The organism is Streptococcus suis (genome assembly GCF_002960425.1).
In the GTDB taxonomy this organism is placed as follows: domain Bacteria; phylum Bacillota; class Bacilli; order Lactobacillales; family Streptococcaceae; genus Streptococcus; species Streptococcus suis_S.
The window spans coordinates 1-14,398 of sequence record NZ_POIZ01000012.1; the positions used below are offsets into that span (position 1 = coordinate 1).

A 14,398-nucleotide genomic window follows, 5' to 3' on the forward strand; every position below is an offset into this window, starting at 1 on the left:
AAAATGCTTGGCAAGGAAATCCCCCGCAGATGATGTCCACTTGCCCTCTAAATTGTCTAAAGTCATGGTCTGTGACCTCTTTAATGTCATGGTATTCTATTTCCCCTTCTGTGTTAAACATGGCTTTATAAGATGTTCTGGCGAATTTATCAATTTCACAGAAGCCCAGGCATTTATGACCCTGTGATTCCATCCCTAGCCTAAAACCGCCTATCCCAGCAAATAAATCTAAAAATTTCATCTTTCCTCTCTTTCCAACTAAAAAAGAGCCTTACACTTGTAAAACTCTTGCTTATATATGATCATCCATTTCTGGTGCACGGATGATTTCAAAAATCAAAATGACGATAGAAATCAGATAGATTCCACCTAGTATCCACCAAATCAACTTAATCACCTCCCTTTACTTCTTGTCGTCTCAGTTGCTTGGTCCACTCTGATAGCACACCATTAAATACGTATTCAGCTATTACTTCCGCTGACCGAGCAAATCGCATATGTTCCAATGCATACTGATAACGGTCACTAAAATAGAGCATGGCATAGTCACTAGCCGACTGAGATAAACTTGTCTGTCTTAACTGGTCATGAACCAAACCCCAAATATAGTCTCGATCATACTTGGTCACTCCATCAACTTTTGAAGTAAAGTTCTCTTCTTGTTTCTCATCTACTAGCTGCCTCTCCTCCTCGTCCTCAATAAGGAAATCACTCCCTTCAGTTTCACTATATTCAGTTTCACTTCCTTCAGTCTCACTAGGGGCTGAATATAAGACCGGCCCCGTCTTTCTTTGAGACCCCCCTAGTGTTTTTTTAACACTAGCCCCGTCTGTATGTAAGACTGGGGTAGTTTCATGTTCTAATTCCCCCAAGTAAATTTTATTTGCCATTCGACCTCTTTCACTAGAGGACTGTTGGACTTCATCGATTAAGCCATATTCGCGTAATATTTTCTTGATAGAGAGTAGTTTTGACTTTGAACAGCCTAAAAGTGCCATCAGATTTGAATTGGAATAAATCAAATAAATAGCCCCATCCTCATCAATCCAACCTTTACTCAAAGACAACTCCAACCGATCTTTTAAAACCGCGTAGGCTACCTTAACCTCCAGCTTCATATCCTTATAACGTTCACTCTCAAACAAAATTTTAGGGAGTTTATAATAACGCTCTGATGTCTGATACTGATTAGCGGTAATTCGTTTCATGATTGTCCCTCCAAGACTAAAATTCCAACATTTCCAAATTCATCAAATCGGATTAAACCTACTTGTTCCAATTCATCAACCAGATGAGTTGCTTTCTCAATATCAACTCCTAAAATAGTCACGAGATGACATATCACGATTTGGCGTGATGATTGTTCCTTCTTTTGCATGAATTCCTCCTGAAAATAAAAAAACGAGAACACTTATTAAAATGTCCTCGCTTGTGCGATATGATATTATAAATAAAAAATAAATTTTTCCTCCTTAATAACAGATTGTAGAACACTCAAATCCTTGATTTGACAGCGTTTTAAGCACCTGTCATTATTATGACACAATCCCCACCTGGCAAGGACCAGAGCCCATCGTTTTCCTGGACCAATAGGATTTTATCCTCTTGGAAAATAGCTGCGCGGGTATCCAGCTTGGGTGTCTGATAGCCTGTTTCATTGCAAAACAAGTCTTTCACCACTTCCAAGGGCTGTCCAGATGGCTCTACCAACATTTCCGCCGCAATCTGTCTGATTTCTTCGAAACGCTCCATGTCATAGACATCTTTTCCATAGGCCAAGCCTGTCTGAGCCAAGGCTTGTAAACGTACAGCCCATTCCAACCACTTATCCTGCGACATAACTTTCCCTCCATTCTATGACAGCTTGCGCATGGATATGCCCATCCACCACAATCTCATGCTGGCTGACACCAGCTTCTTCCACCATGCGTGAACTCACCAAGCTAGTTGCCTCTACTTCCTTAAGATACTTGAGTTGGATTTTTTTAGGAACATGGCAGAGCAGAAAATCATAACCCAGTGCTTCATACATCCATTCCAGATACTTGCCATTATTGACATGACCATTCATATCCAAATCAAAATAGCGAACAGGAAATTCTTGAACAGATGGATTTTCCAAGAGCTGATACTTGGGAGCCCGAGGCAATTTCTTGACCTGCTCAGACTGATAAGGAGCAATCAAATCTTCTGGCACAGGCGCCACCTTGCGAGTTTCAAAATCAATCAGGACAAAATAGCATATAATGTCCAGCAAGAGATTGCCCGCTTCATCGTAGATATAGAACATCCGATGACAGAAAAACTTGTTGTAGGCAACCGCTTCTGTTTTTATCGTGATGGTTTCATTGTACTTAGGCAAGCTTTGAATAGTTAGTTCGTAATCCGTCACCACCCAAATCAAGCCAAATTCCTGAAAAACATAGAGGTCACTACGCCCCAGTTCTTCCGACTGCCGACCTGACACACCAAGACAGTAGGAAATAAAGTCAGGCAGTTTGATTTCTTGTTTGACATCCACCATATCAAAGGGAATGGTGAACTCTTCTTGGTAACTTAGTCCCATTGTGTCCTCTTTCTAATCTTCTATAATGAAACGCTCGGCAACTGTATCGCCCAGAAACAATCCCTTTTTCGTCATCCGAATCCAACGGTCTTCTTCTTGCAAGAGACCTTCATTTTTCAAGTCTCTGACCACCTGACCGTAGCGGTCTTCGAAGGAAATGCCAAACTTCTCTTCAAATCGCTCGATAGACACGCCAGTTTTTTTCCGTAAGCCTAAAAACATCTCTTCTTCCATTTGCTCGGTCTGGCTGAGGAATTCTTCGTGCAGGCGGGAATGGCCTTTTTCGCGGATAGACTTGAGGTAGTGCTGGATGGGGCCGCGGTTGCGGTAGCGCATGCCGTCGATGTAGCCAGATGCTCCAGCTCCTAGACCATAGTACTCCGAGTTGTCCCAGTACATGAGGTTGTGGCGACTTTCAAAGCCTGGCTTGGTGAAGTTGGAAATTTCGTAGTGCTCAAAGCCGTTTTTCTCCAACTCTTGAAGGATGTAGTCGAACATATCGGACTCCACATCTTCATTGGGCAGATGGAGGTTGCCGCGGCGTTGGCGGTTCATGAAGACCGTATGGTTCTCCAAAATCAAGCTATAGAGGCTCATGTGGGGAATATCTAGCTCTAAGGCCTTGGCGACATTGTCCACCACCTGCTCCATGGTCTGACCAGGTAGAGCATAAATCAGGTCAATGGAAATATTGTGGAAACCCGCTTCCTTGAGGGCTGCAATGGTTTCATAAATCTGGGCTTGATTGTGGCTGCGACCAATTTTTTTCAACATGCGGTCATCAAAGGTCTGAACGCCAAGAGACACTCGATTGCACTTGGATTTTTTCAGAACCGCAATCTTATCCGCCGTCAAGTCACCTGGATTGGCCTCGATAGTGAATTCTTCCAGCTGTGACAAGTCCAGCAGGTCCTCCAGATTAGTCAGGAGATAATCCAGCTGGTCTGCCGAGAGGGCCGACGGTGTTCCGCCTCCGATGTAGAGGGTCTTGAGGGCTGGCAGGTCGTAAAACTTGACCTCTTCCATGAGGGCAGCCAAATACTCGTCAACAGGCTGATTCTTGATAAAGACCTTGGAAAAATCACAGTAGTAACAAATCTGGGTACAAAATGGAATGTGGATATAGGCAGATGTCGGTCGTTTTTTCATAGGACTATTATAGCATACTGTCCCTAAAATTATTTTCTACAGCCCTCCCTTCTTATTAAACTGAAATACCTCTGACAGAACACAGAAAAAATGACCCCGCAAGGTCATTTTTAGTTTATTTATACTCAATGAAAATCAAGAGTAGCCTAGGAAACGAAGCCGACGATAGAACTGAAGTTCATCTAGGCTCTTGACAACGGATAATTTTGATTTTCGAAGAGTATTAGTTTACTTAGCTTCCAAATGCCAGATATCTTCGTTGTACTGTTGAATAGTGCGGTCTGATGAGAAGAATCCTGCTTTAGCAATGTTGACGATAACCTTATCCAACCAGCTGTCACGATCTTCGTAATCTGCCAACATTCTTTCCTTGGTCGCAATGTAGTCTTCCAAGTCTAGCAAGGTCATGAAGTGGTCCTTGTGCTTGAGGTTGTCTTGCAAGCGCCATAGGCGTTCATCGATACCACCAGCCTGACGAATGGTATCAGAAGTGATGAAATCAATCAATGGACGGATGGCTTCGCGCTCGTAGAAGGCATATGGATGGTAGGTTCCATTTGCATAGTGGTCGATAACAGTTTGGCTATCTTGACCGAAAATGTAGATATTTTCATCGCCGACCAATTCATGAATTTCCACGTTGGCACCATCATCTGTACCGATGGTCAAGGCACCATTGAGCATGAATTTCATGTTACCAGTACCAGAAGCTTCTTTAGATGCAAGAGAAATCTGCTCCGAAATATCTGCCGCTGGGATGATGAAGCTAGCTTCCGTTACGTTGTAGTTTTCAATCATAACCAACTGCAAGTGTGGTGCTACTTCTGGATCATTTTTGATAACCTGTGACAAGACCAAAATCAAGTGGATAATATCTTGAGCCGTTGTGTAAGCTGGTGCTGCTTTTCCTCCAAAGAAGACTGTCAATGGACGAGTTGGGATATTGCCAGCCTTGATATCCAAATACTTGTGGATAACATAGAGAACATTCATCTGTTGACGCTTGTACTCATGCATACGCTTGATTTGCACGTCAAAGATAGACTCTGGATTGACCTCCACACCTTGCGTCTTAGCAATATGACGTTGCAACTTACGCTTGTTGTGCTGCTTGGTTTCTTCCAACCATTTCTTCAATTCTTTGCTGTCTTTGTGGTCCAAGAGTTTTTCCAACTCGCTGGCATCATGGTGGTAACCATGGCCAAGTAAGCCATCAAGGTAGCTAGCTAGGCTTGGGTTGGCATGCATGAGCCAACGGCGGAAGGTGATACCATTCGTCTTGTTGTTAAATTTCTCTGGATAGAGCTCGTAGAAGGCTTTCAACTCAGATGTCTTCAAAATCTCAGTATGGAGGGCCGCCACACCGTTGATAGAGTAGCCATAGTGAATATCCATGTGTGCCATGTGAACACGACCATGCTCATCGATAATATTTACCGCTGGGTCATTTTTCACTTCTTTGGCACGGCGGTCCAACTCCTCGATAAATGGTACTAAGTGAGGCACCACACGATTCAAGAAGTCAAGCGGCCATTTTTCAAGGGCTTCTGATAAGATTGTGTGGTTGGTATAGGCAGTCATCTTCTTAACAATTTCGATTGCCTCATCGAAGGAAATGCCACGAAGTTCCAAAAGACGAATCAATTCTGGAATGACAAGGGATGGGTGGGTATCATTGATTTGAACCACTGCATAATCAGGCAAGTCATGCAGATTTGAACCTTTGGCAACCGCTTCATCAATCAAGAGTTGAGCCGCGTTGGATACCATGAAATATTGCTGGAAGATACGGAGTACTTTACCCTCATCTGTCGAATCATCTGGATAAAGGAAAAGGGTCAAGTTACGGAAAATATCTTCCTTATCGAACTCAATGCCATCATAAATGATATTGTCATCTACAGAACCAAGGTCAAACAAGCGCAGGCGATTCTTCCGCTCAGTCTTATAACCTGGCACATCAATATCGTACAACTTAGAAGTCAAGGTAAAGTTAGCAAATGGCACTTGGTATGAAATCGGTGACTCTGTCAACCAAGAACGGGGTGTAATCCACTCGTTTGGCACCGCAGATTGTTGGTGGTATTCAAACAACTGACGGAAAAGTCCGAAGTGGTAATTAAGACCCACACCATCTCCATTGAGACCGAGACTAGCAATGGAATCAAGGAAGCAAGCAGCCAAACGACCCAAACCACCGTTACCAAGAGATGGCTCCATCTCCACATCTTCGATAGCAATCAAGTCCTTACCTGCAGCTGCAAGCTGGCTCTTCACCTCATCATAAACACCCAAGTTGATCAAGTTGTTAGACAAGAGTTTACCAATCAAGAATTCTGCAGAAATGTAGTAGACTTTCTTCTTCTGCTCATTGGTGTACTTAGCTTCGCTCTGTTGCTTAGTAAATGCAAGCAAAGCATAATAAAGTTCATGGTCAGAACAGTCCTCGATGCGCTTGGCATACATAGATTGGACAAAATTTTGTAAATTAATCACTGCTTATCTCCTTTTGTATATGTTAATGTAATCATTCAGAAACGTTTCTTATTTTTTTGTAAACGTTTTCTATATGATAATTATACCCTATTTAACAAAAAAAGGCAAGCTATAATACAAAACTGTATATAGTTCGCCTTTTATTATGCAGCAATCCGAATGGACTGTTTGCTCTATCCCTTATTTTTTACGATTATCTTTAAATTTAACAACCACACGAAGTTGACGCTCCGGATGTTCAGTGAGATCAATCATTTGAACACGTGCTTCAAGAATGTCACCATGTCCATAGAATAACATGCGACTAATTAGGCTATTCTTATGCTTGGGGATATAGCCGAGCTTTTTCCCTTGATAGAGAATAACAACTGCTTCTGAATCATAGGGATTGGTTGGCTCAGCAAGCATTTCTAGCATTTCTAAGGAGGTAGTACGTTTAAATCTTTTCCCCATCGCTCCCTTTTCATTTTCAAGGAGCGAGCTCAGACAGTCCACTGGACTGTCTGACTAATATGCAAACCCCGCCAAATGAAAATCTTCTACATGGCGAGTTGGTTCAAAATGTGCAAATGTCATACACTCCTCCTTATCACATGCTACTGTTTAGTCCTAATTACTCCGCAATCAGAGTTTCCAAACCAACCTTCATCATGTCCGTAAAGGTATTTTGGCGTTCTTCTGCTGTCGTATCTTCTTCTGGGTTGACCAAGCTATCCGAAATGGTCATGATAGCAAGTGTTTCAACACCGAATTTAGCACCCAAATAGTAAAGAGCTGCGGCTTCCATCTCAACTGCCTTGACACCGATTTGACCCAATTCTAAGTTACGGCTGAAAAGTTTTGGTGAGTAGAAACTGTCTGAAGACAGGACATTGCCCACGTGAGTAGTGATATAAAGCTCTTTAGCAATATGATAGGCCTTATCCAAGAGATTAAAGCTAGCAATCTGTGGCAAGTCATATTCTGGCCAATCAATGTTAATCATACGAGAGTTGGTCGCTGCTGCCTGAGCCAAAACCAATTCACGAACATGCACATCCTTGTTTAAAGAACCAGCAGTTCCCACACGGATGAGTTTTTTCACACCATAATCATTGATGAGCTCATGGGCGTAAATAGAGATAGATGGCATTCCCATACCAGTTCCCATCACAGAGACACGATGACCTTTGTAAGTACCAGTATAGCCGAACATATTGCGGACCTCGTTGAAGCAAACGGCGTCTTCTAGGAAATTTTCAGCGATAAATTTAGCACGAAGTGGATCACCCGGAAGCAAAATCTTGTCAGCGATTTCACCTGGTTTTGCAGAAATATGGATTGACATGTAATGTACCTCTTTGTTCTAATTTTGAATGCTTACAATTCAGCCAAGATAGCCTTAACCAAGCCCTTGAAGTTGCCCTTGATTTGCTCAGTTACTTCTACTACTTCTTCGTGGTTGAGTTCAGATTGGAAACCAGCCGCAAAGTTAGTGATGGCAGAAATACCCAAGACTTTCATACCTGAGTGAGCTGCCACGATCACTTCTGGTACTGTTGACATACCGACTGCATGGGCACCCATGGTCTTGAAGGCCAAGATTTCTGCCGGTGTTTCATAGGTAGGACCTGTCACGCCGAGATAGACACCATTGTCCAACTTGATACCCAATTTTTCCGCAACAGCATGCGCTTTTTCACGGTATTCTTTGGTGTAGGCATTGGACATATCTGGGAAACGTGGACCAAACTCTTCCAAGTTTTCGCCAATCAGTGGATTTTGACCAGTCATGTTGATGTGGTCTGTAATGGCCATAAGGGTACCTGGACCGTAGCCGATACCACCTGCGGCATTGGTCACAATCACACCTTCACAGCCAAGAGCTTTCATGACACGGACTGGGAAGGTCACGACTTCCATCGGATTGCCTTCATAGAAGTGGAAACGACCTTGCAAAGCCAAGACCTTGCGGCCTGCCAAATCTCCGTAAACCAACTTACCAGCATGACCCACAACTGTTGACTTGCCCCAGTTTGGAATGTCCGCGTAGTCAATTACGATAGCATTTTCTACTTCTTCCGCTAATTCGCCCAAGCCTGATCCCAAGATCAAACCAAATTCTGGCTTGACCAAACCTTTTTCTTCTAAGAAAGCTTTTGTTTCATTGATTTTTGCTAGTAAACTCATATTTTCTCCTTTTATAAATAAGCTGACCAGTCATATTCTGGCATTTTTTCCTTGATGATGTCGAGGGGACGACAGAGGAAGGCTGTCTGCTCTCGCTCGATAATGGGGCGATTAAGAGTAGCAGGTTCTTCCACTAAACACTGGAAAAGTTCTTCTTCTGACAAGCCTGCTCGCTCTTCTTCTGTCAAACGAATGACTGCAGAGGGCTGACTGCCCATCTTTTTCAAAAGAGCTGTCAATTCCTCCGCTGTCAGTGGATTTTCTAGATAATTAACCCATTTGATGTCCAGGTCTTGACTGGGCAATAAGACTTGTAATTTCTTACATTTGCTGCAGTCGGGATTGTAATAGACCGTCAGTTGTTCCATTAAACCAGTCCTTCCAAGAAACTTTCACCAATCATGGCTTTTTCGACACCGAAGTTTTCAGCGATAGTCGCTGAAATGTCCGCAAAATGTCCGACTGGCAAGACACCACTTCCTGTGAAGGACTTGCTATAAGCCAAGAGTGGCACATACTCACGGGTATGGTCTGTACCTGCATAGGCAGGGTCATTTCCATGGTCAGCCGTAATCAAGAGCAGGTCATCCTCACGCATGTGCTCAATAATTTCTGGAATGCGGGCATCAAATTCCTGCAAGCAATCGCGATAGCCTTCAATGTCACGACGATGACCATAAACAGCGTCGAAGTCAACCAAGTTGGTAAACGAGAAACCTTTCTCAAAGTCAGCCAACTGCAAGGTTTCAATCAAGACATCTACACCGTGCATATTTGACTTGGTATGACCCATGTCATTAGTAATGCCTGATGCGTTGAAAATGTCGCTGATTTTGCCGACAGAATAAGTTGGCACGCCTGCATCAGCAAGCTTGTTGAGAACAGTTGCTTCAAATGGTGACACGGCATAGTCATGACGGTTGGCAGTCCGTGAGAAATTACCTGGCTCACCAACGTATGGACGGGCGATGATACGACCGAGCAATGCTGGACGTTCAAGGGTGATGGAACGAGCGTATTCACAGATACGATACAATTCATCCAGTGGAATAATGTCTTCGTGGGCTGCAATCTGAAGCACAGGGTCTGCGGAAGTATAGACGATCAACTCCCCAGTTTCCATTTGGCGAGGGCCAAAGTCATCAATAACAGCTGTACCTGAATACGGCTTATTTGCCTCACGGATGATTTTGCGTCCTGAAAATTCTTCGATTTTTGTCAAAATCTCCTCTGGGAAGCCGTCCCAGAAAGTATCGAATGGCTCGGTGATATTGAGTCCCATGATTTCCCAGTGGCCTGTCATAGTATCTTTTCCAAGCGATACTTCTTCCAACTTGGTCACGTAGCCAGTCGGATTCTCCTCAGCAGGAACAGTCGCAAGGGCTGTATCACGAGGGATATTTCCAAGACCGATTTTAGCCATGTTTGGTACAGCCAAACCAGCTTTTTCAGAGATGTGACCGAGGGTGTCAGACTCCGTGTCCGCAATCCCAGCGTTGAAAAACTTGTCTGCATCTGGTGCCGCACCGATTCCGACAGAATCCATAACCACCAGGTGAATACGTTTAAATTTAGACATAAGAACTCCTTTTTCTAAGAACTTGTATTTACAAGTGAACTTCTGAATTGCATATACAGGTTCCATTGTTCGTCTTTTCATTATACCATAAAAACGCTCCCCATTAAATAAAAATGAGAAGCGTTTTCACTTTATTTCTTTTCAAGAATTTTTGGTCCTTGTGGGGTGCCAACAATGACCTTAGAAATCAAGCCTATGAAAAGCCCATGTTCCACGACACCGACTGTCTTATCCAGTTCGTCAGCCAGAGCATAGCTATCTTCAATCCGTTGCAAATCAAGGTCAATGATGAAATTTTTCATATCTGTCACATGTTTCTGACCATCCTTCATCCGAAAACTTGGGCGGTAGCCCTTTTTCTCGAAGAGGCGGAAAAGATTTTCAGAACCATATTGCACCACTTCCACTGGCAACTTGAAGGCTCCAAGGGTATCAACTACCTTGGATTCATCCACAATCCAGATGCTGTCCTTGCTGTTGACCGCAACCACCTTCTCCATGAGCAGGGCGGCTCCGCCACCCTTGATACCGTTGAAGGCTCCGTCAACTTCATCAGCTCCATCAACTGTCAAATCTACATAGTCAACTTCATCTATATTCTTTAAAGGAATTCCTAAAGAAGCTGCATGGTCTGCAGTAGCATGAGAGGTTGTCACACCAACAATCTGCAAACCCTCTTCCTGCACCCGACGACCGATTTCTTGGACAAAATAGTAGGCTGTTGAACCTGTTCCCAAGCCAACAATCATCCCATCCCTCACAAACTCCGCCGCCTTAATTCCAACCTGTTCCTTTAAATTTGTCATGAATTGCTCCTTTCAGCTAAACCGTTTACATTCATTATAGCATGGATAGAAAATTCTGCCTACTGATTTCTACAAGAAGGGGGACAAAACCTGCCCCATCATAATTTCTCCACATCTTTCAGCTTCACGGAAACAATCTTGGACACGCCAGATTCCTGCATGGTCACCCCATACATGGCATCCGCCGCCGCCATGGTCCCTTTTCGGTGGGTCACGACGATAAACTGACTGTCCTTGTCAAAGCGATTGAGGTAGTCCCCGAAACGCTTGACATTGGCCTCGTCCAAGGCTGCCTCCACCTCGTCCAAGATGACAAAAGGAATGGTCTTAACGCGGATAATGGAAAATAGCAGAGCGAGGGCCGAGAGGGCCTTTTCGCCACCTGACATGAGGTTGAGCGATTGAATTTTCTTACCCGGAGGCTGAACAGAAATCTCCACACCTGCAGTCAACATATCCTGCTCCGTCAAAATCAAGTCCGCAGAACCACCGCCAAACATCTGTCTGAAAGTCTGCTTAAAGCTTTCGCGAATGGCTTCAAAAGTGACTTTGAAGCGTTCCTTGACTTCGTCATCCATCTCATGAATAGTGTTCAAGAGCAAATCACGCGCAGACAAAATGTCTGTCCGTTGCTCATTGAGGAAGGTGAGACGATTATGAACCTCATCATACTGCTCAATGGCATCCAGGTTGACAGGACCGAGAGCACGAATAGAACGTTCCAGGTCTTTCAGACTTTGTTCAGCAAGTGGCAAATTCTCAACTTCCTTAGCTTGATTGCTAGCTTCTTCAAAGCTCACTTTGAAATGCTCAGTCAAATTGCCTAGCAAGGTCCGTAATCTATCTCCTGCTTGCTCACATTCCGCTTCCAACTTAGCCTGTTTGCGAATGAGGTCATCATTCTTAGTCCGAGCTTGCTGCAACCTTTCTTCCAAGTCTTCAAACTGCCCATCAATATCTTCCAGCTCAAATTTCAAGCGGATTTGAATCTGATTGGTCTGTACTTGCTTGTCAGTCGCAGCATGCAACTGCTCTTCAAGGATGTCAATACTTGTATCTTCGAGAGCTACTAACTTCTGGTCAATTATATCCTCTAGGAGAGAAATATCCTTTTCAGTTGCTTCTTTTTCTTCCTGCAAGCGTGTCAGGTCTGTCTGTTCAAAGCGCAACTGACTAGAAACTTCTGCCTGCTCCAAGGTCAGTTGTCCCTTCTGGGTCTGCAAGGCTTGTAAACTTTCTTGGATACTGTCACGATTGTCACGCACCTGATTGATTTGCTGGTCCAAGGCTTGTTTTTTCTCCGTCAAGGCTTGAAGATTGACTTCTTCCTTGGTCGCTTCTTCTTCCAGCTCGGTCAAAATGCTTGGACTGACTTGGCTCATTTGCAGGTCGTATTGGGCTGTCACTTGGGCCAGACGATTTTCTGCTTGTTCCTGATGAATGCTAGCACTCTGCTGGTTCAATCTTGCCTCTTCACCCTCGGTCTTAATGCTTTCCAAGCTTTCTCTAATCTGGTCTAGACTTTTCTTCTTAGTCGCCACCAAGCTTTCTTGCTCCTGCAACTGGCTAGACAGCTCTGCTATTTCTCCCAAAAGAGCATCCAGTTCAGGCTTGATAAAAGTCGTGTTATTATTCCGATTGCTCCCACCAGCAAAGGCTCCACCAGGACGGATTTCAGCCCCGTCCATGGTCACCATGCGGACCTGGAACTTGGTCGCACGCGCCGCCTGATTGGCATGGTCAATGGTGTCAAAAATCGCAATAGTACCCAGTAAATTTTGGAAAATCGCATCTAGGTTTGGCTGGTAGGTCACCAAATCACTAGCCAGCCCCAAAAAGCCGTCGGAAGCTTCTAGGAGAGAAACTTGCTGACCAGAAAGCTGGCGTGGCTTGATGGTTGTCAAAGGCAAGAAGGTTGCCCGCCCTTGACGCTTCTCCTTTAAGAAAGCAATAGCTCGCTTGGCTGTGACCTCATCTTCAACAATGACGTTTTGGCTGGCCCCGCCCAGAGCAATTTCCAGGGCTGTCTGGTAACGATTATCGAAGGTCAGTTGCTCACTGACTGCCCCGATAATGCCACCCAGACTAGACGAAGCCTGCAAGACAGCCTTGACCCCTGCGTAGAAATTGGAGTGATTTTTTAAAATGGCTTCCAAGCTAGCTTGACGCGCTTGTTTGCCCTTCAATAAATCCAGTAAATCAAAAAGACTACTTTGCTCAGCCTGATAGGCTGCCTGTGCCTGATCTAGCTCTTCTTTCTTAGTCTGATAGGCTCCCAGTAAGTCCTTCAAAACTTGATCAGCTTTCTCTGCTGCAAGTCGGCTCTTATCCAATTCTTCTTGAGCCAGCTCTTTCTCAACCTGCAAACGTGCCAGATCTGCCGACTTGCTTTCTGACAGACTGATTTGATTGGCAATGTCCTGCTGAAGCTTGGTCAAGCGGTTTGAAGCTTCCGCCTCTTCCTGCATGAGCGCCACATACTGCTCACGCAGATGGTCCAACACCTGATCAGGATCTTCAGAGAAGTAGGAAATTTCCTTATCCACCGCAGCAATATCTTCTTTCAAGCTAGACAAAGACCACTCCAACTGTCCAATTTTCTCTTGCCTTTGCCCAATCTGTTGAACCAAACCAGCCCGCTTCTCTAGCATGCTTTCCAAACGCTCTTGAGCCTCTTGACGACTGGATTCATTTTGACTGGATTCCAGTTTATGAACCTCAATTTTTCGCTCCAAGTCACTGATTAACTTGGTCAGTTCTAGCAAAACAGCCTGTTCACGTTCCATCTGTTCAGATAAACGATGACGCTTCTCTTTTAAGGTCTGGTTTTCCTGTTCCAATTCAGACCGCTGTTGGTAGTAGCTGGTCAATTCCGTTTTTACAGTTTCGAGTTCAGCTTCTTTTTCCGATAATGTTTCCTTACCAAGCCTCAACTGGGCAACCAAAACATCCAGATACAGTTTCTTACGTTGCCCATCCAATTCCAAAAATTTCTTGGCTGTTTGAGCCTGCTTCTCCAAGGGTTTGACCTGATTGTCCAGTTCATAGATAATATCGTCCAAGCGATCTAAATTTCCTTGAGCTTGTGCCAGCTTGCTTTCCGTTTCTTTCTTACGGGTCTTGTATTTTAAGACCCCTGCAGCCTCTTCAAAAATAGCACGGCGTTCCTCTGGCTTGGAATTGAAAATTGCTTCAACCCGACCTTGAGAAATAATGGAGAAAGAATCCCGACCCAAGCCCGTATCCATGAAAAGATCATGAATATCCCTCAAACGAACCTTCTTTCCGTCAATCAGGTACTCACTATCACCAGACCGATAAATGTGGCGTTCTACCTTGATTTCCTTAGCCTTATCCGCAATAAATCCGCTAGAATTATCCAAGGTCACCACTACCGAGGCATAGTTAAGAGCCTTGCGGCTTTCCGTTCCTGCAAAGATAACGTCAGGCATCTTGCCTCCACGCAGGCTCTTGGCAGAAGATTCCCCCAAGGCCCAACGTAGACTTTCAGTAATATTGGACTTGCCAGAACCATTCGGTCCCACAACGGCCGTTACTCCACGGTCAAAGACCACCTTGGTCTTATCCGCAAAGGACTTAAAGCCCTGCATTTCAATCGATTTTAGATACATA

The 14,398-nt window shown here is 44.3% G+C and carries 12 protein-coding genes and 2 pseudogenes; all 14 read right to left on the bottom strand.

Going from position 1 to position 14,398, the window contains the following annotated elements; genetic code table 11:
- Window positions 1–241 (bottom strand): DNA cytosine methyltransferase (locus C1G57_RS00605; RefSeq protein ID WP_161941077.1); only part of this gene is annotated, 241 nt, incomplete at its 3' end.
- Window positions 242–389: 148 nt separating this feature from the next.
- Complete coding sequence (locus C1G57_RS00615) at window positions 390–1,208, bottom strand: replication initiator protein A (protein ID WP_011922472.1); 819 nt, start codon at window positions 1,206–1,208, stop codon at window positions 390–392.
- Window positions 1,205–1,378: a hypothetical protein gene (locus C1G57_RS11225; protein ID WP_105113302.1), complete on the bottom strand. Its 174-nt coding sequence runs from the start codon at window positions 1,376–1,378 to the stop codon at window positions 1,205–1,207. Before C1G57_RS11225 ends, C1G57_RS00615 begins: the two co-directional genes overlap by 4 nt.
- Before the next feature lie 164 nt (window positions 1,379–1,542).
- Window positions 1,543–1,839: pseudogene (locus C1G57_RS00625) on the bottom strand (NUDIX hydrolase); the annotation flags it as partial.
- Window positions 1,826–2,566 carry an acyl-ACP thioesterase domain-containing protein gene (locus C1G57_RS00630; protein ID WP_105113303.1) on the bottom strand — a complete coding sequence of 247 codons (741 nt, stop codon included), beginning with the start codon at window positions 2,564–2,566 and terminating at the stop codon, window positions 1,826–1,828. The pseudogene C1G57_RS00625 and the gene C1G57_RS00630, both read right to left, overlap by 14 nt.
- 12 nt (window positions 2,567–2,578) lie before the next feature.
- Window positions 2,579–3,715 (bottom strand): radical SAM family heme chaperone HemW, encoded by a 1,137-nt coding sequence (gene hemW / locus C1G57_RS00635; RefSeq protein WP_105113304.1) that lies wholly within the window; start codon window positions 3,713–3,715, stop codon window positions 2,579–2,581.
- 228 nt (window positions 3,716–3,943) lie between these two features.
- Complete coding sequence (locus C1G57_RS00640; protein WP_105113305.1) at window positions 3,944–6,211, bottom strand: glycogen/starch/alpha-glucan phosphorylase; 2,268 nt, start codon at window positions 6,209–6,211, stop codon at window positions 3,944–3,946.
- 180 nt (window positions 6,212–6,391) lie between these two features.
- Window positions 6,392–6,787, bottom strand: a pseudogene (locus tag C1G57_RS11620) (HIRAN domain-containing protein).
- A gap of 37 nt (window positions 6,788–6,824) precedes the next feature.
- Window positions 6,825–7,538, bottom strand: coding sequence for a purine-nucleoside phosphorylase (deoD, locus tag C1G57_RS00650; protein WP_105113306.1), 714 nt, complete (start codon window positions 7,536–7,538; stop codon window positions 6,825–6,827).
- A gap of 32 nt (window positions 7,539–7,570) precedes the next feature.
- Window positions 7,571–8,380: a purine-nucleoside phosphorylase gene (locus C1G57_RS00655; RefSeq protein WP_105113307.1), complete on the bottom strand. Its 810-nt coding sequence runs from the start codon at window positions 8,378–8,380 to the stop codon at window positions 7,571–7,573.
- 11 nt (window positions 8,381–8,391) lie between these two features.
- The gene (locus C1G57_RS00660) at window positions 8,392–8,748 is read right to left on the bottom strand and encodes an arsenate reductase family protein (protein WP_105113308.1); all 357 of its coding nucleotides are present in this window, start codon (window positions 8,746–8,748) and stop codon (window positions 8,392–8,394) included.
- Window positions 8,748–9,959 (bottom strand): phosphopentomutase, encoded by a 1,212-nt coding sequence (locus tag C1G57_RS00665; protein WP_105113309.1) that lies wholly within the window; start codon window positions 9,957–9,959, stop codon window positions 8,748–8,750. The genes C1G57_RS00660 and C1G57_RS00665 overlap by 1 nt, the downstream gene beginning before the upstream one ends.
- A gap of 131 nt (window positions 9,960–10,090) precedes the next feature.
- Window positions 10,091–10,765, bottom strand: coding sequence for a ribose-5-phosphate isomerase RpiA (gene rpiA, locus C1G57_RS00670; protein WP_105113310.1), 675 nt, complete (start codon window positions 10,763–10,765; stop codon window positions 10,091–10,093).
- Window positions 10,766–10,863: 98 nt separating this feature from the next.
- Entirely contained in the window at window positions 10,864–14,397 is a 3,534-nt protein-coding gene (gene smc, locus C1G57_RS00675) for a chromosome segregation protein SMC (protein WP_105113311.1), read from the bottom strand.
- Window position 14,398 lies beyond the last annotated feature (1 nt).

Bases quoted from the DNA above. Each gene is read 5' to 3' on its own strand.
- C1G57_RS00665 (WP_105113309.1), bottom strand. From the start codon at position 9,959: ATGTCTAAATTTAAACGTATTCACCTGGTGGTTATGGATTCTGTCGGA.
- smc (WP_105113311.1), bottom strand. From the start codon at position 14,397: ATGTATCTAAAATCGATTGAAATGCAGGGCTTTAAGTCCTTTGCGGAT.
- rpiA (WP_105113310.1), bottom strand. From the start codon at position 10,765: ATGACAAATTTAAAGGAACAGGTTGGAATTAAGGCGGCGGAGTTTGTG.
- hemW (WP_105113304.1), bottom strand. From the start codon at position 3,715: ATGAAAAAACGACCGACATCTGCCTATATCCACATTCCATTTTGTACC.
- C1G57_RS00615 (WP_011922472.1), bottom strand. From the start codon at position 1,208: ATGAAACGAATTACCGCTAATCAGTATCAGACATCAGAGCGTTATTAT.
- deoD (WP_105113306.1), bottom strand. From the start codon at position 7,538: ATGTCAATCCATATTTCTGCAAAACCAGGTGAAATCGCTGACAAGATT.
- C1G57_RS11225 (WP_105113302.1), bottom strand. From the start codon at position 1,378: ATGCAAAAGAAGGAACAATCATCACGCCAAATCGTGATATGTCATCTC.
- C1G57_RS00630 (WP_105113303.1), bottom strand. From the start codon at position 2,566: ATGGGACTAAGTTACCAAGAAGAGTTCACCATTCCCTTTGATATGGTG.
- C1G57_RS00655 (WP_105113307.1), bottom strand. From the start codon at position 8,380: ATGAGTTTACTAGCAAAAATCAATGAAACAAAAGCTTTCTTAGAAGAA.
- C1G57_RS00660 (WP_105113308.1), bottom strand. From the start codon at position 8,748: ATGGAACAACTGACGGTCTATTACAATCCCGACTGCAGCAAATGTAAG.